The organism is Streptomyces sp. NPDC027962, assembly GCF_055566095.1.
Map to the genome: position 1 here is coordinate 92,638 of NZ_JBVHTA010000009.1, position 18,496 is coordinate 111,133.

18 protein-coding genes and 2 tRNA genes are annotated in these 18,496 nt (G+C 70.5%); 9 read left to right on the forward strand and 11 right to left on the reverse strand.

Annotated elements, in window-relative coordinates:
- The first annotated feature begins 209 nt into the window (after positions 1-209).
- The 4 genes from ACZ4SA_RS11505 to ACZ4SA_RS11520 all read left to right on the forward strand — a co-directional run bounded on the left by ACZ4SA_RS11505 (position 210) and on the right by ACZ4SA_RS11520 (position 4,148).
- Positions 210-1,631, forward strand: a complete 1,422-nt coding sequence (locus ACZ4SA_RS11505; RefSeq protein ID WP_468272554.1) for a peptidoglycan-binding protein — start codon at positions 210-212, stop codon at positions 1,629-1,631.
- 85 nt (positions 1,632-1,716) lie between these two features.
- Positions 1,717-2,868 (forward strand): SPFH domain-containing protein, encoded by a 1,152-nt coding sequence (locus ACZ4SA_RS11510; protein ID WP_468272556.1) that lies wholly within the window; start codon positions 1,717-1,719, stop codon positions 2,866-2,868.
- A 120-nt stretch (positions 2,869-2,988) separates the two neighbouring features.
- A complete protein-coding gene (locus tag ACZ4SA_RS11515) occupies positions 2,989-3,576 on the forward strand; it encodes a lytic polysaccharide monooxygenase auxiliary activity family 9 protein (protein WP_468272559.1) in 588 nt (195 codons plus the stop codon).
- Between the two features lie 176 nt (positions 3,577-3,752).
- The gene (locus ACZ4SA_RS11520; protein ID WP_468272561.1) at positions 3,753-4,148 is read left to right on the forward strand and encodes a hypothetical protein; all 396 of its coding nucleotides are present in this window, start codon (positions 3,753-3,755) and stop codon (positions 4,146-4,148) included.
- A gap of 91 nt (positions 4,149-4,239) precedes the next feature.
- Here ACZ4SA_RS11520 and ACZ4SA_RS11525 read toward each other — a convergent pair.
- The 6 genes from ACZ4SA_RS11525 to ehuB all read right to left on the reverse strand — a co-directional run bounded on the left by ACZ4SA_RS11525 (position 4,240) and on the right by ehuB (position 8,333).
- A tRNA-Lys gene (locus tag ACZ4SA_RS11525) sits at positions 4,240-4,313 on the reverse strand.
- Between the two features lie 89 nt (positions 4,314-4,402).
- The gene (locus tag ACZ4SA_RS11530; RefSeq protein ID WP_468272564.1) at positions 4,403-5,161 is read right to left on the reverse strand and encodes an IclR family transcriptional regulator; all 759 of its coding nucleotides are present in this window, start codon (positions 5,159-5,161) and stop codon (positions 4,403-4,405) included.
- Positions 5,162-5,328: 167 nt separating this feature from the next.
- Positions 5,329-6,105 carry an ectoine/hydroxyectoine ABC transporter ATP-binding protein EhuA gene (gene ehuA / locus ACZ4SA_RS11535; RefSeq protein ID WP_468272566.1) on the reverse strand — a complete coding sequence of 259 codons (777 nt, stop codon included), beginning with the start codon at positions 6,103-6,105 and terminating at the stop codon, positions 5,329-5,331.
- The gene (gene ehuD, locus ACZ4SA_RS11540; protein ID WP_468272568.1) at positions 6,095-6,745 is read right to left on the reverse strand and encodes an ectoine/hydroxyectoine ABC transporter permease subunit EhuD; all 651 of its coding nucleotides are present in this window, start codon (positions 6,743-6,745) and stop codon (positions 6,095-6,097) included. Before ehuD ends, ehuA begins: the two co-directional genes overlap by 11 nt.
- Positions 6,742-7,482 (reverse strand): ectoine/hydroxyectoine ABC transporter permease subunit EhuC, encoded by a 741-nt coding sequence (gene ehuC / locus ACZ4SA_RS11545; RefSeq protein WP_468272570.1) that lies wholly within the window; start codon positions 7,480-7,482, stop codon positions 6,742-6,744. Before ehuC ends, ehuD begins: the two co-directional genes overlap by 4 nt.
- Entirely contained in the window at positions 7,479-8,333 is an 855-nt protein-coding gene (gene ehuB / locus ACZ4SA_RS11550; RefSeq protein ID WP_468272572.1) for an ectoine/hydroxyectoine ABC transporter substrate-binding protein EhuB, read from the reverse strand. Before ehuB ends, ehuC begins: the two co-directional genes overlap by 4 nt.
- A 69-nt stretch (positions 8,334-8,402) precedes the next feature.
- Here ehuB and ACZ4SA_RS11555 point away from each other — a divergent pair, with 69 nt between their 5' ends.
- The gene (locus tag ACZ4SA_RS11555; RefSeq protein ID WP_468272575.1) at positions 8,403-8,903 is read left to right on the forward strand and encodes a DUF3830 family protein; all 501 of its coding nucleotides are present in this window, start codon (positions 8,403-8,405) and stop codon (positions 8,901-8,903) included.
- A gap of 30 nt (positions 8,904-8,933) precedes the next feature.
- On the opposite strand, the gene ACZ4SA_RS11560 is transcribed toward ACZ4SA_RS11555, so the two are convergent.
- Both ACZ4SA_RS11560 and ACZ4SA_RS11565 read right to left on the reverse strand, forming a co-directional pair.
- The gene (locus ACZ4SA_RS11560) at positions 8,934-10,343 is read right to left on the reverse strand and encodes an amidase (RefSeq protein ID WP_468272577.1); all 1,410 of its coding nucleotides are present in this window, start codon (positions 10,341-10,343) and stop codon (positions 8,934-8,936) included.
- A complete protein-coding gene (locus ACZ4SA_RS11565) occupies positions 10,324-11,286 on the reverse strand; it encodes a D-2-hydroxyacid dehydrogenase (protein WP_468272580.1) in 963 nt (320 codons plus the stop codon). The genes ACZ4SA_RS11560 and ACZ4SA_RS11565 overlap by 20 nt, the downstream gene beginning before the upstream one ends.
- Positions 11,287-11,382: 96 nt before the next feature.
- Between ACZ4SA_RS11565 and ACZ4SA_RS11570 the strand changes: the two genes are divergently transcribed.
- From ACZ4SA_RS11570 to ACZ4SA_RS11580, 3 genes are all read left to right on the forward strand, one after another.
- Positions 11,383-12,186 (forward strand): maleate cis-trans isomerase family protein, encoded by an 804-nt coding sequence (locus ACZ4SA_RS11570; protein ID WP_468272582.1) that lies wholly within the window; start codon positions 11,383-11,385, stop codon positions 12,184-12,186.
- The gene (locus tag ACZ4SA_RS11575; RefSeq protein WP_468272585.1) at positions 12,183-12,929 is read left to right on the forward strand and encodes a maleate cis-trans isomerase family protein; all 747 of its coding nucleotides are present in this window, start codon (positions 12,183-12,185) and stop codon (positions 12,927-12,929) included. Before ACZ4SA_RS11570 ends, ACZ4SA_RS11575 begins: the two co-directional genes overlap by 4 nt.
- Positions 12,930-13,058: 129 nt before the next feature.
- Positions 13,059-14,153 carry an LLM class flavin-dependent oxidoreductase gene (locus ACZ4SA_RS11580; protein ID WP_468272587.1) on the forward strand — a complete coding sequence of 365 codons (1,095 nt, stop codon included), beginning with the start codon at positions 13,059-13,061 and terminating at the stop codon, positions 14,151-14,153.
- Positions 14,154-14,210: 57 nt separating this feature from the next.
- Here ACZ4SA_RS11580 and ACZ4SA_RS11585 read toward each other — a convergent pair whose 3' ends face one another.
- A complete protein-coding gene (locus tag ACZ4SA_RS11585; protein WP_468272590.1) occupies positions 14,211-16,043 on the reverse strand; it encodes a putative bifunctional diguanylate cyclase/phosphodiesterase in 1,833 nt (610 codons plus the stop codon).
- 391 nt (positions 16,044-16,434) lie between these two features.
- Between ACZ4SA_RS11585 and ACZ4SA_RS11590 the strand changes: the two genes are divergently transcribed.
- The gene (locus tag ACZ4SA_RS11590; RefSeq protein WP_468272788.1) at positions 16,435-17,700 is read left to right on the forward strand and encodes a M6 family metalloprotease domain-containing protein; all 1,266 of its coding nucleotides are present in this window, start codon (positions 16,435-16,437) and stop codon (positions 17,698-17,700) included.
- A 60-nt stretch (positions 17,701-17,760) separates the two neighbouring features.
- Here ACZ4SA_RS11590 and ACZ4SA_RS11595 read toward each other — a convergent pair.
- A tRNA-Lys gene (locus ACZ4SA_RS11595) sits at positions 17,761-17,834 on the reverse strand.
- Positions 17,825-18,442, reverse strand: coding sequence for a bifunctional DNA primase/polymerase (locus tag ACZ4SA_RS11600; RefSeq protein ID WP_468272592.1), 618 nt, complete (start codon positions 18,440-18,442; stop codon positions 17,825-17,827). The genes ACZ4SA_RS11595 and ACZ4SA_RS11600 overlap by 10 nt, the downstream gene beginning before the upstream one ends.
- Positions 18,443-18,496: the final 54 nt, after the last annotated feature.

The following is an 18,496-nucleotide window of genomic DNA, read 5'->3' on the forward strand; positions in this document are numbered from 1 at the left end:
GAAGTTTACCGGACGGCCCGGGGTGCTCCGCGCCACTGCGCCGAGCCGCACCGCTCCGCCCCGCCGTGTGACGTCCGACGCGCGCGACGGCCTGTCGGGTCATCATTTTTTCCCTTTCATCAGTCAAAATGCGTTATGCCCATACTGTAGGGACGGTGCCGCCCGTGAAACATCGTCAGAGAATCTCGCCGAGCGCGGAGGGGACGCGTATGGCTGCCGTACCGGCCTTCGAGGAGTTCGAGCCGGCCGACGACTGCGACTGTGCCGGGTGCGCCCACCGGCGCCGGGCCCTCGCGGCGGGGGAGCACCCCTCGGCACAGGGCTGCCGCGGAGCGCTGGTCCTGGTCACCGCAGCAGGCGTTGTGCTGGGCGCCACCGGGGCGAGCGCCGCGGCGAAGAGCGCGCCTGCGGCTTCCGTCCGGACGCACGGGGCGGTGTCGGAAACGGCGCCTGCGGCTTCCGTCCGGACGCACGGGGCGGTGTCGGAAACGGTGCCTCCGGCTTCCGTCCGGACGCACGGGGCGGCATCGGAAACGGTGCCTCCGGCTTCCGTCCGGACGCACGGAGCGGCATCGGAAACGGTGCCTCCGACCGAGCAGGGAACCACCTCGCCGCTGCACGGTCCGTCGGGCAAAACGATCACCGGCGCGAAACCGCTGCCCGCCATCACGCGCGCCGAGATCGTCAACCGCGCCAAGAAGTGGGTGGCCGCCAAGGTGCCCTACAGCATGTCGAAATACTGGACCGACGGATACCGCCAGGACTGCTCCGGCTATGTATCGATGGCCTGGAACCTGGCGAAGAACGAGTGGACGGGAAGCCTCGCGCAGTTCGGCCACCGGATCTCCCGCGAGGACCTGCAGGCCGGCGACATCCTGCTCTTCCACAATCCGGCCGACCCCGGGGGCGGCTCGCACGTCACGATCTTCGGCGGCTGGACCGACTACACGCACGACTACTACATCGCCTACGAGCAGGCCAAGCCGCACACCCGTAAACAGGCCACGCCCATGGCCTACTGGAGCCACTCCGCCTCCTACGTCGCCTACCGCTACAAGGGGCTGGTCACCAGCACCGACGGCGGCAAGCGGGAGGCCGCCGCCTTCCCTGGCGCGTCGGCCTTCGGACCCGGCGCGAACACCAAGTCCGTCGCCCGTCTGCGCGAGATGCTCCTGGCGCGCGGCGGAAAGCGCTTCTACCCCGACGCGGCGGGCAGCCGCTGGAGTGACGCGGACCGGCGCGCCACCCAGGCCTTCCAGGCCGCTCAGGGCTGGCGCGGCAAGGAGGCGGACGGCCTGCCGGGGCCGCACACCTGGCGTCTGCTGGTGAACGAGCAGGGCAAGGACCTCCCGGCCGCCGGCGCCGCCGGTCCGAAGAAGCCGCGGACCAAGGCGCCGTCCTTCCCCAGGCCGGACCACTTCCGGCCCGGCCAGACCAATGCCCACGTCATCCGGCTCGGCCGGCGGCTGGTCGAGCGCGGATACGGCGAGCACTACACGGTCGGCCCGAGCACTCGCTGGCGCGAGGCCGACCGGCGCAACGTCGAGGCGTTCCAGCGGGCCCAGGGCTGGCGCGGCAAGGAGGCCGACGGCCACCCCGGCCCGGAGACCTGGCGGCGCCTCTTCTCCTGACACCGGCCGGTCCTGACACCGGCCGGGCCGGCTCCCCGACAGACACGACGACGACAGAACAGAGCGACCAACTAAGGCGGCAGGCATGAACACCACGACGTCGGAGCCGGACGGCACCGTGCCGTCCGAAACCCCGCGGCGCAATTTCGTCATCGCGAGCGAGACGACGACCGAGATCCCGGTGCACCTGCTCTTCCGGGACGACGCAGGCCCCCGCGCCCTGCGCCCCGCCGTGGTGGCCCGGCGGCAGGGCACGGGGGAGCAGCCGAAGGTCGGCCACCACGAGCCGCCCGTCCCCCCGAAGTCCTCCGCCCGGTCCGCGCCGCCGGTCGACCCGGAGCTTGCCGAGCGGCCGGGGCCCGCGCTGTCCGGCTGGACCGCGCTGGTGGCGGGTGCCTGCTCGCTCGCGGGCATCGGCGCGGTGCTCTGGGGGACCGGTGCCGTGCCGGACGCGTTCGCGGCGCTGTTCGGGGCGACCCCACCGCCGTACCGGGGCATTGGGATCTGGCTGTGGTGCCTGCTCGCGCTCGGGGTGGTCCTCGCGCTCTTCGCCCTCGGCGGTCTGGGCCGCGGCCAGGTCGGACAGGCGTGGGTGCTCACCCTCTGCGGCGACTACCGGGGCACCGTGCGCCGCACGGGTCTGGTGTGGGTGAGCCCGCTGGTGCTGCGCCGGCGCGTCGATGTACGGATCCGGCACTGGCGCAGTGAGCCGATGGCGGCGGTCGACGCAGAGGGCACGGCGCTGCGGGTGGTGGTGCTGGTGGTGTGGCGGGTGAGTGACACGGTCCGTGCGGCGCTCGGCGTCGCGAACCACGAGACGTACCTGCGCGAGCAGGTGGAGGCGGCGACCACCCGCGTCGTCTCGCAGCTGCCCGCCGACGCGTTCCTCCCGTCGGTCCCGACGCTGCGCAACGCGGAGGCGGTCGGGAGCGCGCTGACGAAGACGCTTGCCGCGGAGTGCGCCGCCGTGGGGATCGAGGTCTTCTCCGCCCAGCCCGTGGTCGTCGAGTACGCGCCCGAGGTGGCGGCCGCCATGCAGCGGCGGCGGGTGGCGGCGATCGACGCCAAGCACCGCGACAGCGTGCTGACTTCGGTCGTGGACGCGGTGGACGAGACGGTGAGCCGGCTGACCGCGCGCGGTCTGGTCGAGCTGGACGACTACGAGCGCAGGGTGCTGGTGAAGGACCTGACCGTTGCCTTCTACACGGGTCGGGCCGGCGCGGTCGACGCCCCGTGATTGGTCTGGACAAGCGCAAGTACCGTCAATACATTGAGACTTGGTCTAGACCGGAAGATGCCCTACCGCACGCGTGCAGCAAGTGCCTCGGAACTCCCCCACGTTCTACTGGAGCCAAGCATGCGAAACAAGATAGGTGCGGCCGTGGTCGGCCTCGCCGTGACGGGTGCGACTCTGCTCGCCACCGGCAGCGCGAGCAGCCACGGCTACACCGACTCACCGATCAGCCGCCAGAAGCTCTGCAACAACCAGACGGTGAGCAACTGCGGCCAGATCCAATGGGAGCCGCAGAGCGTCGAGGGCCCGAAGGGCTTCCCGGCCGCGGGCCCCGCCGACGGAAGGATCTGTGCCGGCGGCAACGGCCAGTTCGCCCAGCTCGACGACCCGCGCGGCGGGGCATGGCCCACCACCAAGGTCAGCTCGGGCCAGAACTACACCTTCCGCTGGCAGTTCACCGCCAGGCACCGCACCACCGACTTCAAGTACTTCATCACCAAGCCCGGCTGGAACCCCAACCAGCCGTTGACCAGGGCGGCGCTGGAGTCGCAGCCGTTCCTCACCATCCCGTACGGCGGCCAGCAGCCGCCGGCCACGCTGTCCCACTCCGGCAACCTTCCCCAGCGGTCGGGCCGCCATCTGATCCTGGCGGTGTGGACGGTGCACGACACGGCGAACGCGTTCTACGCCTGTTCCGACGTGCAGTTCTAGCTTAAAGCTAGACCCGTCACGGACGCGGCGGCCCCTTCCGCCTGGGGTCGCCGCGGTCGTGTGCCCGTTGTCCCTCGCGTTCCTTCGCGTTGGATCACCAAACGCGGGCGCACCTGGCAGGATCATCGGATGACCGTTGAACGATCCCTCCGCAATCCGGAGGACCGCCCGCAGTCATGCTGATCGATCTGGAGAAAACCGAACAACTTCCCGGCGGCCTGTGCCTCGCCCACGCCCGCACCCCCATCGGCCCGGTGGTCGCCCGCTGGTGCGGTGATCCCGACGCGCTGCCCGGCCCGTACGACGCCGAGTGGACGGTCGACGAGGACGTGACCTGGCTCGGCAACACGCGCCCCGCCCCGGACCCGGCCTATCTGCTGTCCCCGCACCCGGGCGGTGTGCTGCTGCGGGGCCGGCTCGACGAGATCGCACGCGCGGCCGCGATCCTGGACCTCGCCGGAACGCGGATCCTGCTGGATCTGGCCGACCCGCTGCCCGAGGGGATCGTCGGGACGTGGATCGACGTACTCGCCGAGCGGGAGAAGGTCGCCCTGTATCCGTACGAGCTGTGAAATCCGTACAAGAGGTGAAGGACCGGACCAACGGACCCCGAAAACCCTGTGGGGCTTCTCGGTGATCCGAGAAGCCCCACAGGGTTGGTTGTGCGCCGCCAGGGACTCGAACCCCGGACCCGCTGATTAAGAGTCAGCTGCTCTAACCAACTGAGCTAGCGGCGCCTCTTTGTCTGCCGCTCGGCGGCCGACACGTAAATAGTACCTGGTCCGCAGCGGTGCTTCGGACCAGGTACAGCAGCCTCCGGAGAGCCCTATATCGCCAGGGAGAGCACCACCGGAGCCGCTCTGCGGTTCAGTGTGTCGGCCGCCGAGCGGAGCCGGTGGGCGTGCTCGATCGGGAGGGACAGCGCCAGGCAGCCCACCGCGGCGCCGGCCGTCAGCGGCACGGCCGCGCAGACCGTGCCCACCGCGTACTCCTGGAGATCCAGCACGGGAACGGTCGGCGGCTGGCTGTCCAGCTTGGAGAAGAGCAGACGCTCGCTGGTGATCGTCCGCGAGGTGAGGCGGGCGATCTTGTGACGGGAGAGGTGGTCGCGGCGGCCGTTCACATCGAGCTGGGTCAGCAAGCACTTGCCGACCGCGCTCGCGTGGGCCGCGGAGCGGAAGTCCACCCACTCGTTGACCTTCGGCGTGCGCGGGCCGTCGGCGAACTGGGTGATCTTGACCTCGCCGTCGATGTAACGGCTGATGTAGACGGCGGCGCCCACCGAGTCGCGGAGCTCGGTGAGGGTGTCCTGGAGCTTCGCCTCCAGTGCCTCCTGGCGCGTCGCGCCCGAGCCGAGAAGTATCAGCGAGTCACCGATCACATAAGCGCCGTCGGAGACCTGCTCGACGTAGCCCTCGCGGCGCAGCATCGCCAGCATGGGGGCGAGATGGCCGGTCGGCAGGCCGGTCTCCCGTGCGATCTGGACGTCGGTGACACCGCCACCGTGCTTGGAGATCGTCTCCAGGACGCGCAAGACGTATTGCACCGAGTGGAACGGCGCGGTCGGCTCGGGCTTCAGCGCCACGGTTTCCCCCTACCAGGTTGTTACCGCAAGCTTCCGTACCACGATAGCGGGCAAGAGCCGTTTGAGGGGCCGCTGTTGGCGCAAATGATGCGGCGCCCCAGCGCCATACGCTGGGGCGCATCGCATTGGCATATGCCAGTGGCAGACCTGCCCGACGGAGCGAGAGGTCAGAGCACCGCGCCGAGGAACTCGCGCGTACGTTCGTGCTCCGGATCGGAGAAGATTTTCTCCGGCGAACCGGACTCGATCACCTTCCCGGCGTCGAACATCAGCACCTCGTCCGAGATGTCACGGGCGAAATTCATCTCGTGTGTCACACAGAGCATGGTGATGTCCGTGGTGCGCGCGATGTCCCGCAGCAGGTCCAGCACGCCGGCGACGAGCTCGGGGTCGAGCGCCGACGTCACCTCGTCCAGCAACAGCACCTGCGGCCGCATCGCCAGCGCCCGGGCGATCGCCACCCGCTGCTGCTGGCCGCCGGACAGGTGCGCCGGCTTCGCGTCGCAGCGGTCGGCCAGGCCCACCAGGTCGAGGAGCTCTTTGGCGCGCTGCTCCGCCTCGTCCTTGGAGAGTCCGAGCACCCGCACCGGCGCCTCCGTGAGGTTGCGCAGCACGGACATGTTGGGGAACAGGTTGAACTGCTGGAAGACCATGCCGATCTTCTTGCGCGCCTCGCGGCGCTCCTTCTCCGCCGCCGGAAACAGCCGGTTGCCGTTCACTTGGATCGTGCCCTCGTCGGGGCTCTCCAGCGTCATCAGCAACCGCAGGATCGTGGTCTTGCCGGAGCCGGACGGTCCGATCAGCGTGACGTGCTTGCCCGGGCGGACCGTGAAGCAGAGGTCGTCGAGGACGGTGTGGTCGCCGAATCTCTTGGTGACGTTGTCGAACCGGATCAGTACGTCGTCGGCGTCGCGGGGGGTCGGGATCGTGAGGTCAGCGGACAAGGCGGCGCTCCAGGGCTCGTACGAGAAGAGAAGCCGGGTAGGCGATGAGGATGAAGGCGATGCCGATGAGGGTCAGCGGCTCGGTGTACTGGAACGTCGACGCGCTCTCCAGCCGGGACTGCTGCAGCATCTCCAGCACGCCGATCGCGGCGAGCAGCGGAGTGTCCTTGAGCATCGCGATGACGTAGTTGCCGAGCGCCGGGGTGATCCGGCGGATCGCCTGCGGAAGGATCACCGCGATCCAGGTGCGGTGGGCGGGCAGGCTCAGTGCCTTCGCCGCCTCCCACTGGCCGGGCGGCACGGCGTCGATACCGGCCCGGTAGACCTGCGCGGTGTACGTCGAGTAGTGCAGGCCGATCGCGATCGTGCCGGTGGTCAGGGCGGAGAACTGGATGCCCCACTCCGGCAGCACGAAGTAGAGGAAGAACAACTGCACCAGCAGCGGAGTCGTGCGGATGAACTCGGTCACGAGATTCACCGGCCAGCGCACGAACCGGGTCGGCGCCCTGAACGCCAACGCCCAGACCAGACCGAGCGTGAACGAGATCAGCGAGCCGAGCACCAGCACCTGCAGCGTGATCAGCACGCCGTCCCAGAAGCGCGGCATGAAGTCCGCGATCGCGGACCAGTCCCAGGTCACTTCGAAGCACCCCCCGCCACGGCCGTGCCGGCGAGCTTGTTCTCGGCGCGCTTGGCGTACATGCCGCCGAGCAGCCCCGGCTCCGGCTCGATGCCGATGTTCCGCTTCGTCTTCCGTTCCAGCGCCTTCATGGAACGCGTCAGGATGAACGCGAGCACGAAGTAGATCACCAGGCTGATGGTGTAGATCTGCGCGCTCTCCTGGGTGGCGAGCCGCACCAGGTAGGCGGCGAACGAGACGTCACCGACGCCGAGCAGCGACACCAGGGCCGTGCCCTTGAGCAGCTCCACCAGCAGGTTGCAGAACGACGGAACCATCTCGGGGACCGCCTGCGGCAGCAGGACCAGCCGCATCCGCTGCCAGGGCGTGAAGCTGAGCGCGACGCCCGCCTCGCGCTGGGAGACAGCCACCGAGTTCAGGGCGCCACGGACGATCTCGGCGCCGTACGCACCGTAGGACAGGCCGAGGGCGAGCACCGCGGCCCACATCGGCACCAGCTGCCAGCCCGCGAGCGGCGGCACCACGAAGAACAGCCAGAACATCAGGACCAGCGCCGAGGTGCCGCGGAAGACCTCGGTGTAGAGGCCCGCGAGGAAGCGGACGGCACGCGAGCGGTGGGTGCGGGCGATGCCGACCGTGAAGGCGACGAGAGCGGCCAGCGCCGCGCTGTAGACAAGCAGTTGAACGGTGATCCATATACCGGGCAGCACCCAGTTCTGCCAGAGTCCGGCTGTCATCGGCACAGCTCCTCGGCAGTGAGTGTGGTCATCTCGTTCTTCGTGAAGCCGAACGGCTTCAGGATGCGGAAGAGCTCGCCGCTCTTCTTCATCTTGTGGATCTCGACGTTGAACGCGTCGCGCAGCTCGGTGTCGGTGGGGCGGAAGGCGAAGCCGCCGCCGTCGATCTGCTTCTCGCCGTCGACGACCGCCGCGAACGGCTCGGTCGCCTCGGCCTTCGAGCTCTTCTTCACCACCTCGCGGGTGGTCAGCGCAGTGCCGGCGAAGACGTCGACGCGCCCGGACTCGACGGCGTTCAGTCCGGCCACCTGGTCCTGCAGGATGACGATGTCCTTCTCCGGGATGCCGGCGGCGACCGCGTAACCGATCTCCGCGTAGCCCGTTCCGGTGGAGAATTTCGCCTTGGCCTTCACCACGTCCTCGTAGCTGCGCAGGTTCTTCGGATTGCCCTTGCGTACGATGAACGAGTCGAGCATCTGGTACTCGGGGTCGGAGAAGATGACCTGCTCGCACCGTTCCTTGTTGATGTACATCCCGGCGGAGACGACATCGAACTGCTGCGAGTTGAGGCCTGGTATGAGGGACGCGAAGTCCGTTGCCACCGGCTGGATGCTGTCTATGCCGAGCCGTTTGAAGATGACCCGGGCCAGCTCAGGGGCCTCGCCCGTGAACTCGCCCTGGTCGTCGACAAAGCCGTACGGCACTTCGCCCGCAATGCCGAGTCGCACGGTTCCCTGCGTCTTCAGCCGGGCAAGCGCATCACCGGAGGAGACGCGACTGCAGCCTGCTGTGCCCGCGACACCGAGCGCCCCGAGGGCCGCGGTGCCGAGCAGCAGACTGCGTCTGCTCATCGATCCTGCTTGTCTTGTACGAGCCATGGGCGCGCGGCTACCCGAGTCCTCGCGGGGTATGCGTATGAAATGGCCGACCGATACCTGACCGTTGCCCTGGACAAGCGCGGAGTGCGCTGCACCGCCCGGCTGCTGTCCGACAAAGCCCCTCTGACCTGCGACGCCGTTTGGGACGCGCTACCGCTCGCCGGAGATGTCTACCATGCGAAATATGCGCGTAATGAGATCTACGCGCTGCTGCCGGCCTTCGCCGAGCAGGAGCCGCCGCTGGAGAACCCGACGGTGACCCCCATCCCCGGCGATCTGTGCTATTTCACTTTCACCGACGTGCAGTTGGGCACGGCGTCGTACGGCTACGAGGAGCAGGCCACCCACCGCGGCCGCCCCACCGTCGTCGACCTCGCGCTCTTCTACGAACGCAACAACCTGCTGCTCAACGGCGACACCGGCTGGGTGCCCGGCATTGTCTGGGGCACCGTCGTCGAGGGCCTCGACGAGATGGCGGAGGCCTGCCAGGACCTGTGGCGCGCGGGCGCGGCGGGCGAGACGCTCAGCTTCCGGCGGGCGTAGGCGCCGTTCGGTTCCCGGCAGGTGAGACGCTCAGTGTCCGCCGGGCACGGGCGCCGGAATCCGGGCCGTGCCCGACTCGTGGAGGACGTGGGCGGCGCGCAGCACGAGGGCGTCCGCGTGCCGGGGACCGACCAGCTGGACACCGATCGGCAGGCCGTCCTCGTCCACGCCGCACGGCACCGAAGCCGCGGGCTGCTGCGTCAGGTTGAACGGGTAGGTGAACGGCGTCCACCCCGTCCAGCGGTGGTGCCGGGAGCCCGCCGGCACCTCCGCGCCCGCCTCGAACGCGGTGATCGGCAGCGTCGGCGTGACCAGCAGGTCGTACGAGGTGTGGAAGCGGCCCATCCGCCGGCCCAGCGCCATTCGCGCGTCCACCGCCGCCAGATAGTCCAGGGCGCTGTAGCGCTCGCCGGCCGCGACGACCTCCCGCAGCCCCGGGTCCAGCAGCTCGCGCTGGTCCCTGCCCAGGTGCTGGACCAGCCGGGCGGCACCGGCGAACCACAGGGTGTGGAAGGCCTCCACCGGGTCCGGGACGTCCGGATCGGACTCCTCGATGTAGGCGCCGGCCTCTGCCAGCGTGCCCACGGCCCGCCGTACCGCCGCCGCGACCGAGGCGCGCACCGCCACCTGGCCGCCGAACGACGGCGAGTAGGCGATCCGCAGGCCCTTGATCCCCTCGCCCAGGCCCCCGGCCACCTCCGTGGCCGGCCCCAGGTGCGACCAGTCCCGCCAGTCCTCGCCGCTCATCGCGTCGAGCATCAGCGCCGCGTCGGCCGCGTCCCGCGCCATCGGCCCGGCGTGCGCGAGCGTCCCGAACGGGCTGGACGGGTACATCGGCACCCGCCCGTACGTCGGCTTCAGCCCGAGGATCCCGCAGAAGGAGGCCGGGATGCGCACCGAGCCCCCGCCGTCCGTCCCGACCGACAGCGCGCCCGCGCCCAGCGCCACGGCCGCCGCGCTCCCGCCGCTGGAGCCGCCCGCGGTGCGCGTGGGGTCGTACGGATTGCCGGTCACGCCGTGCCGCGGCGAGTCGGTGACGCCCTTCCAGCCGAACTCGGGCGTCGTCGTCTTCCCGAGGAACACGGCGCCGTGCGCGCGCAGCCGGGCCACCGACGGCGCGTCCTCGTCCCAGGCACCGTCCGCGCGGACCGTCCTCGAGCCGCGCAGAGTGGGCCCGCCGCGCTGGAGCAGGATGTCCTTCACCGTGACGGGCACCCCGTCGAGCAGCCCCTGCGGCTCGCCCCGATGCCATCGCCGCGCCGATTCCCCGGCCTGGGCCAGGGCCTCTTCCGCGTCGACCCGGACGAACGCGTTCACCAGTGGTTCCACGGCCTCGATCCGTTCCAGCGCCGCACGGGTCGCGTCGACGGGGGAGAAGTCGCCCTTCTCGTAGCCGGCCAGCAGTTGACGTGCGGTGAGGTCAGTCAGGCGAGTCGTCATGCATGGGGACGTACCCACGTTTCTTGTCGACCACGTTCGGCAGGGGCTTTCCGGCCGACCAGAGTTCGTACATCTCCACGAACTGCTCACCCAGCCGGTCCCGCCATCCGACCGTGTCGCCGCTCATGTGCGGGGACACGATCAGGCCGGGCACATCCCACAGCGGGCTGTCGGGGGCGAGCGGCTCGTGCTCGAACACGTCGAGGGCCGCGCCCGCGATCCACCGCTTGTCCAGTGCCGCCGCCAGGTCGCTCTCCACGACGAGCGGGCCTCGGCCCACGTTGATGAAGCGAGCCGAGGGCTGCATCAGATCGAAGCGCCGCGCGTCGAACATGCCGCGCGTGTCGTCGGTGAGCGGCGCCGCGCACACCACCCAGTCGGCCCGCGCCAGCAGCGGGTCGAGGTCGCGCACGCCGTGGATGCCGTTGCGCGCGGTGCGGCCGACGAGCGCGGTCCTGACACCGACCGCCTTGAGCATGCGCGCCACCGCCCGGCCGATGGGCCCGGCGCCGACCACCACGGCCCGCGTCCCGGCCACGCCCAGGCCCTCGCGGTGCCGCCAGCGCCGCTGCCGCTGGAGCTCCAGTGTGCCCGGCAGGTCCTTGGCCATCGCCAGGACAAGGGCCGCCACGTACTCGGCGATCGGGGCCTCGAAGATGCCGCGGGCGTTCGTCACGACGGTGTCGGATTCGGCCAGTTCCGGACAGAGCAACCGGTCCACGCCCGCGCTCGGGGTGTGCACCCAGCGCGGCCGGGGCCCGTCGCCGGGCCAGGCGAGGCGGACCGCGTCGGAGGTGAAGTCCCACACCAACAGGGCGTCCGCGGTGGGGAGTTGGGCGGCGAGCGTGTCTTCGTCCGCGTAGCTGACGCGGACCCGACCGGTGAGCCTGCCGAGCCGCGGAGGAGGGTCCGCGGCCAGTACGAGAAGTTTCGGTTCGGACATCGGGCGGAAACCGCTTCCTCACGTCTGACTTGTACGGATTGACCACGCTCGCACCCGAACCTACCGTCGTCAACAAGACACTTAGGGGGCCTGGCGATGGATGTCTCCTTTATCGGCGGACCGCAGCCGCAGCACGGCGTCGGTGTGGTTGCCCCGTTCGACTTCGCGCTGGACCGAGAGCTGTGGCGCTGGGTTCCCGACGACGTCTCGCTGAGGCTGACACGCACCCCTTTTGTGCCCGTCGGGGTCTCCCTCGACCTGGCCCGAATAGTGAGCGAGCACGAGACGCTGCGCGAGGCGGTGCGGGCCCTTGGGGCCTCCGAGCCCGAGGTCGTCGCCTACGCCTGCACCTCCGGCAGTTTTGTCGGGGGCATCGCAGGGGAACGCGCCATGTGCGAGGTGATGAACGCCGCGGGCGAAGTGCCCTCACTCACCACCTCCGGGGCGCTGCTCCAAGCGCTCGCCGAGCTGGGCGCCGGCCGGATCGCCCTGCTCACGCCCTACACCGAATCCGTCACCCGGGCGCTGGAGGAATATCTGGGAGAAGCTGGAGTGACGGTGACGGGCTGCGCCTTTCTCGGCCTGACCCGGCACATCTGGAAAGTGCCGTACCGGGCGGTGGTCGACATGGCGCGGGAGGCGGTGGTCGGCGCGGCCGACGCGCTGTTCATCAGCTGCACCAATCTGCCGACGTACGACGCGATCCCGCAGCTGGAGGCCGAGCTGCGGATGCCGGTGCTGTCCGCCAACCAGGTGACGATGTGGGCCGCGCTGCGCACCGTCGGCGTCCGCGCCGTCGGCCCCTACCAGGCACTGCTGATGGAGCCGGAGGCCCTGACCGGGACGCTGCCCGACGCACAGCCCGAGACACAGCCCGAAGAACAGGAAGGCTGGACATGACCACGGTCGGACTTCTCTACCCGGGACACTCCGCGGAGGACGACTACCCACGGCTCGAAGTACTGCTCGACAGCGACATCAGGCTCGCCACCGTGCACACCGACATCGGTGAGGACGCGCACCGCGTCGACGCGCTGCTGAAGATGGGATCTCCCGAGCGGCTCGCCGCGGGCGTCGAGGCGCTGCGCCTGGAGGGAGCCGAGTCGGTGGTGTGGGCATGCACCAGCGGCAGCTTCGTCTACGGGTGGGAGGGCGCGCACGAGCAGGTCCGCGCCCTCGCCGAGGCCGCCGGGATGCCCGCGTCCAGCACCTCGTTCGGCTTCGTGCACGCGGTGCGGCATCTGGGTACGCCGCGGGTGGCGATCGCCGCCACCTACCCGGCGGACGTCACCGAGCACTTCGCGGCGTTCCTCGAGAAGTCCGGCGCCGTGGTCGTCTCCGGCAGGGACGCCGGCATCCTCACGGCGGCGGAGGTGGGCACCTGGGGCCGCGAGGAGGTGCTGGAGCTCGCACGCTCGGCCGATCACCGGGACGCCGACGTGCTGCTGATGCCGGACACGGCCCTGCACAGCGTCGCGTACGTCGCCGACCTGGAGGCGGAGCTCGGCAAGCCGGTCGTCACCGCCAATCAGGTGACCGTGTGGGAGGGCCTGCGGCTGGCCGACCGGCGTGCATGGGCGGACGGTCTCGGCGCGCTGTTCGCCCGACCGGACCATGTGGCGGACCTGGTGGACGGTAAGTGATCGCGGATCTGATCGCGGCGTACCCCGACCGCGGCGCAATTCGCGGCGGAACCGGCCTGAGGGAATAAACGGAGAGACCCTCCTGTTGACTGTTCGACGTAGTACGACAGACGCAGGAGGGCACCACCGGTGAACACAGACGCAGTGGACGAGATACGAGGCACGGCGGCCGGACACGCCCCCGTGCCTCTGTCCGTGCTCGACCTCGTGACGGTCGGCAGCGGACGCACCGCCACGGACGCGCTGCGCACCAGCGTGGACATCGCCCGGCTCGCCGAGCGCCGCGGCTACCACCGGCACTGGGTCGCCGAGCACCACTCCATGCCCGGCGTCGCCTCCTCGTCCCCGGCCGTGATCCTCGCCCACCTGGCCGCCCACACCGAGCGCATCCGCCTCGGCTCCGGCGGCGTGATGCTGCCCAACCACGCGCCGCTGGTGATCGCCGAGCAGTTCGGCACCCTGGAGGCGCTCGCCCCGGGACGCGTCGACCTCGGCCTCGGGCGGGCCCCCGGCACGGACGGGGCCACCGCGGCTGCCCTGCGGCGCACGGACCGGCCGAACGAAGGCGCGGACGACTTCCCCCAGCGACTCGCCGAGCTGACGCGCTTCCTGGACGACGACTTCCCGGACGGGCACCCTTACGCCCGTATCCATGCCGTGCCGGGCCCCGTCCAGGCCACCTCGCCCGGCGGCATCCAGTCCCCGGCCCGTCCGCCCGTCTGGCTGCTCGGGTCGTCCGGCTTCAGCGCCCGGCTGGCCGGTGTGCTCGGGCTGCCGTTCGCCTTCGCTCACCACTTCTCGGCGCAGAACACGATCCCGGCGCTGGACCTGTACCGCGAGTCCTTCCGGCCCTCCGCCGTGCTCGACGCCCCGTACGCACTGATCGGCGTCGCGGCGCTCGCCTCGGACGACGAGAAGGAGGCCCGGCGCCAGGTCCTGACGGGCGCGCTGTCGATGGTGCGTCTGCGGACCGGCCGGCCGGGACTGATCCCCACGCCGGAGGAGGCGGAGCAGTACGCATTCAGCTCCATGGAAAGGGAGTTCGTCGACAGCTGGCTGAGCAACGTGGTGCACGGCACGCCGGACGCGGTACGGGCCGGCCTGGACGACCTCCAGAAGCGCACGGGCGCGGACGAGCTGATGATCACGGCGAACGCACATGGCGGGGAGGCGCGCGTGCGCAGCTACGAGCTGATCGCGGACGCGTACGGGCTGGGGCGCTGAGCGCCGGCCGCCGGAGGCGCCGCATGTGCCCCGCCGCGCCGCGGGTCCGGGGCGGACTCAGCCCGGGGCCGCCGCTCGCGCCGGTCGCGGGTCCGCGCCGAGCATTTCCGCGATGCGGTCCGGGCCCACCGCCCGCGAGTACAGCCACCCCTGCCCCGTGTCGCAGCCGATCCTGCGAAGCCGGGAGGCCTGCCCCGAGGTCTCCACGCACTCCGCCGTGACCGTCAGCCCCAGCCGGTGGGCCAGCTCCACCAGAGCCTGGACGATCGTCTCGTCGGCCGGGTTGGCGTGGGCCTCGTCCTGGAAGCCGCGGACAAACGTTCCGTCGAGCTTCAGTACGGATACCGGCAGTCGGCTCAGGTACGCCAGGTTCGAGTAACCGGTGCCGAAGTCGTCGATGGCGATGTTCACGCCCATGTCACTGAGGGCCTGCAGCGCCTGGAGCGGCCGGCCGGCGGAGCCCATCACGGCCGACTCGGTGAGCTCGAGCTGCAGCAGATGCGCGGGCAGGCCCGTCTCCGCCAGGATCCCCGCCACATCGGCGACCAGATCGGAGTCCCAGACCTGCCGCACCGCGACGTTGACGCTGACGAACAGCGGCGGCACGTCCGGGTGGTCGAGCTGCCACTGCCTGGCCTGCCGGCACGCCGTGCGCAGTACCCACTGCCCGAGCTGCACGATCGAGCCGTCCTCCTCGGCGATGGCGACGAACCGATTCGGCGTGAGCGTGCCGAACTGCGGGTGGTTCCAGCGCACCAGCGCCTCCACGCCCCGTGTCACCCCGTCCGCCATGCCCACCAGGGGCTGGTACTCGAGCGTGAACTCCCCGCGCTCCACCGCCGGACGCAGCATGGACGAGAGGGCCTGCCGGGTCATCCGGTGCGCGTTGCGCTCCGGGTCGAACAGCGTCCAGCGGGACTTGCCGTCCTCCTTTGCCCAGTAGAGCGTCGTGTCCGCGGCCTGCATCAGCCCCGTCGCGCTCGTGCCCGCCGCCGCGCGCTCCACCACGCCGATCGATGCCGAGACCGAAAGCCGCTGCCCGGACAGGTCGAACGGCTGCCGGAGCGCGGCCAGCACGGACCTGGCCAGGTCGGCGACCTGTTCCGTGCCCGTGGAGTCCTCGACGAGGATCGCGAACTCGTCACCGCCGAGCCGTGCCACCAGATGCCCGCCGCTGCGCCCGCCGTTGTTGGCCTCCGCGCACTCCGTCAACCGGGTGGCGACGGCCGCGAGCAGCCGGTCGCCGACCCGGTGCCCGAGGGTGTCGTTGACGGCCTTGAAGCCGTCGAGATCCAGGTAGCAAAGACCGATCCGGCCCGTGGAGCCCTGGTCGTACGGGGACGACTCGAGCGCGGCGGAGAGCCGCTCGAAGAACAGGGTCCGGTTGGGCAGCCGGGTCACCGGGTCGTGCATCTGGAGGTGGCGCAGCCTCGCCCGCAGTTCGCGCCGGTCGCTGATGTCCGAGACCGACAGCAGCACGGTGGTGCTGTCCGGCACCGGGGCGACCGTCACCTCGGCCCACAGGGCACGCCCGTCCGGATGCTTGAGGCGGCGCGTGCAGCGGAACCGGGAGCGCCGGCCGCGCAGCACCTCGCGGTAGGCGTGCCAGGTGCGGGCGTCGGAGGCCAGGTCGATCAGGTCGGCCGCGTACCGGTCGCGCAGCTCCGCCGCGCCGGTGCCCAGCAGCGTGGCGAGGGCGTCGTTGGCGCTGATCACCATGCCTTTGCCGTCGACGACGGCCATGGCCAGCTGTGCCGCGTTGAAGGCGGCCCGGTAGTCGCGCAGTTCGGTGGAGCTCCGGCCGAAGCTGTGACGCTCCGTGACCGGCTGTCGGATGCTTCCGGGGACTGCGACGCCCGCGGGCCCTTGTCCTTCGGAGGTTCCGCTCACCGCTCACTCCCGCAGTGCAGTTGTGTCGTACAGGGTCGTACAAATGTGGTCGAGGGATGGCCCGCCGAGGCAGTCGGCGAAGAAATCCAGCAAGAACTCGGGGAAAGTGTGCCGATCATAGGGGCAGCCGAGGTGGCCGTTCCAGCGTGACCATCATGCGACAGGGCCTCCAGGGGTGACGGTCGATCGTTTCTGCGCGGGTCTGGACCGGGCTCTGTCGACCCCTGACCGAATGTGACTTTCCGTGAGCCATCGGAGTGTCGTCAGGTCTCGGCCCGGCATCGGGCGGGTGTCAGGTCGGTCACCCGAGTGGGGCACCGGAACAGGGCGTACCACCAGAAAACATCACAGGGTGGGTGAGGCATCCCGCATTCCGCAGCCGGAGGTCTACGTGGAGGGTCAGCTGTCGCCCGAGGGAACACTCGGGAGAGTGGAACGCGGGCGTCTGCGAAGCGCCGCGGCCGCCCTCACCTCTCTCATGGCGTTCGCCGCCACCTCCCTCGTGGCGGGCCCCGCCGTCGCCTCCACCACCGGCGGCCCCTGCGCGCTGCCCCGGACCCCCGCCCACCACTCCCTCGGCCTCGACACCTGGAACGGCGCGTACACCCGGCCGGCCACCCGCCTCGACGCGGTCATGATCTTCCTGTCGTTCCCGGACTCCGAGCCGCTGTACACGCCCGAGGAGCTGGCCGCCGACCACTTCCCCGCCACCAGCGACTTCTTCCGCCAGGCTTCCTACGGGAAGTTCGCGCTGCGCTCGCATCCGCTGAACGAGTGGCTGAAGATGCCGAAGCCCTCCGTCGCATACGCCATAAAGCGCGACTGGGAACCCGAGCGGCGAGCCGCCTACCTGCGGGACGCCGTCGCCGTGGCGGACGCCCAGGTCGACTTCTCCGCGTACGACATCGTCTACCTGGTCGCCGACCCCGACGCCCCCGGCGTCGACTCCGACGCGACCAAGGTCGTCAATTTCGACCGGCCCCTGCGGGCCGACGACACCGACATCAGCCGGGTCGTCACCGTCTTCGAGCGCCACCCGCCGGACCGCAACGTGCTCGCCCACGAGACCGGACACGTCTTCGACCTGCCCGACCTCTATCACCGGCCGGAGGACGGCAACGGCGACTGGGACACCCACGTCGGCGACTGGGACGTCATGGGCAGCCAGTTCGGACTCGCCCCCGACCTGTTCGCCTGGCACAAATGGAAGCTGGGCTGGCTGACCCGCGCCGAGGTGCTGTGCGTCACGGCGGAGCCGGGCGGCGACTTGGTGACCCTCGAACCGGTGGCCGCCGCGCCCGTACGCGGCGGGAGCATCGGCACCCGCCTTGCGGTGGTGCGCACCGGCCCCGACGCCGCGCTCGCGATCGAGGCCCGGGGAGCCACCGGCAACGACGCGTACACCTGCACCGAGGGCGTACTGCTCTACCGGGTCGAGGGCGGGACGGCGTCCGGCGGCGGGCCCATCAAGGTCGTCGACACGCACCCGGAGACGGAGGCGTGCTGGGAGGAGTCGGTCTACCCGCCGCTCGCGGACGCTCCGCTGGGGGTCGGCGAGACCTTCACCATGCCGGGGCCGCCGGGCGGACGGGCGCGGGTGGAGGTCGCGGAACGGACGCAGACGGGGGCGTGGACCGTGAAGATCACGACTGCCTAGTGCCGTGACCGGCAACACGGAAGAGGCCCCTCGCTTTCGCGAGGGGCCTCTTCCCGTCTGTGCGCCGCCAGGGACTCGAACCCCGGACCCGCTGATTAAGAGTCAGCTGCTCTAACCAACTGAGCTAGCGGCGCCTGCTGACGTCGTAGACCTTAGCATCCTGATCGGCGCGAGGAAAAATCGATACCCGCACCTCTGCGGAGGCCTTCGCACGCACCGCCCGGACGCACGCCCAGAGCAGGACCTCGGGGCCCGGGAGCCAGGGCTGACGGGTGTCGGGGGCGATCAGCCAGCGGGGCTCGGAGGTGGTGTTCGCCGGGGTCAGGGGCGGGACGGTGACCGCATCGCCCACGCCGTGGCAGAGCAGCGGCGGCACGGCGTCGCCCCACTCCTCCCAGTCGAGCAGTGACGGCAGACGCTGCGCCGTGCCGGGCGCGGCGAACAGCATCGTCCGGCCCCGGTGCATGGCCACAGGGCCGGAACCAGGCCCCTCCGTCCACAACCGGTCGAGCATCCGCCGCCCGAAGATCGCGGGGACGTTGACGACGTCGAAGACCGCACCGCAGGGCAGCACGGCGGGAGCGGTGGGCCGCGCCTCCCACTGCGCGAGCGCGGAGCGCGGATACGCCTCGGCGGAGGCGAGCCACCCGGCGCCGGGGGGTGTCACGCGGGCCGCCAGGTGCTCCTCGACGTCAGGGAGGACGGAGGTCGGCAGGGACGGGTCTCGCAGCCATGCGGTCATGTCTCCAAGACTTACCCGCGGTGACACTGCAATTTCAGTTGGTTGACGGAAACG

Coding starts and splice junctions, on each gene's coding strand:
- ehuC (WP_468272570.1), bottom strand. CDS start 7,482: ATGACAGCCGGACTCTGGCAGAACTGGGTGCTGCCCGGTATATGGATC.
- ACZ4SA_RS11600 (WP_468272592.1), bottom strand. CDS start 18,442: ATGACCGCATGGCTGCGAGACCCGTCCCTGCCGACCTCCGTCCTCCCT.
- ACZ4SA_RS11570 (WP_468272582.1), top strand. CDS start 11,383: ATGGATGTCTCCTTTATCGGCGGACCGCAGCCGCAGCACGGCGTCGGT.
- ACZ4SA_RS11515 (WP_468272559.1), top strand. CDS start 2,989: ATGCGAAACAAGATAGGTGCGGCCGTGGTCGGCCTCGCCGTGACGGGT.
- ehuB (WP_468272572.1), bottom strand. CDS start 8,333: ATGAGCAGACGCAGTCTGCTGCTCGGCACCGCGGCCCTCGGGGCGCTC.
- ACZ4SA_RS11520 (WP_468272561.1), top strand. CDS start 3,753: ATGCTGATCGATCTGGAGAAAACCGAACAACTTCCCGGCGGCCTGTGC.
- ACZ4SA_RS11565 (WP_468272580.1), bottom strand. CDS start 11,286: ATGTCCGAACCGAAACTTCTCGTACTGGCCGCGGACCCTCCTCCGCGG.
- ACZ4SA_RS11575 (WP_468272585.1), top strand. CDS start 12,183: ATGACCACGGTCGGACTTCTCTACCCGGGACACTCCGCGGAGGACGAC.
- ACZ4SA_RS11555 (WP_468272575.1), top strand. CDS start 8,403: ATGGCCGACCGATACCTGACCGTTGCCCTGGACAAGCGCGGAGTGCGC.
- ACZ4SA_RS11505 (WP_468272554.1), top strand. CDS start 210: ATGGCTGCCGTACCGGCCTTCGAGGAGTTCGAGCCGGCCGACGACTGC.
- ACZ4SA_RS11560 (WP_468272577.1), bottom strand. CDS start 10,343: ATGACGACTCGCCTGACTGACCTCACCGCACGTCAACTGCTGGCCGGC.
- ACZ4SA_RS11510 (WP_468272556.1), top strand. CDS start 1,717: ATGAACACCACGACGTCGGAGCCGGACGGCACCGTGCCGTCCGAAACC.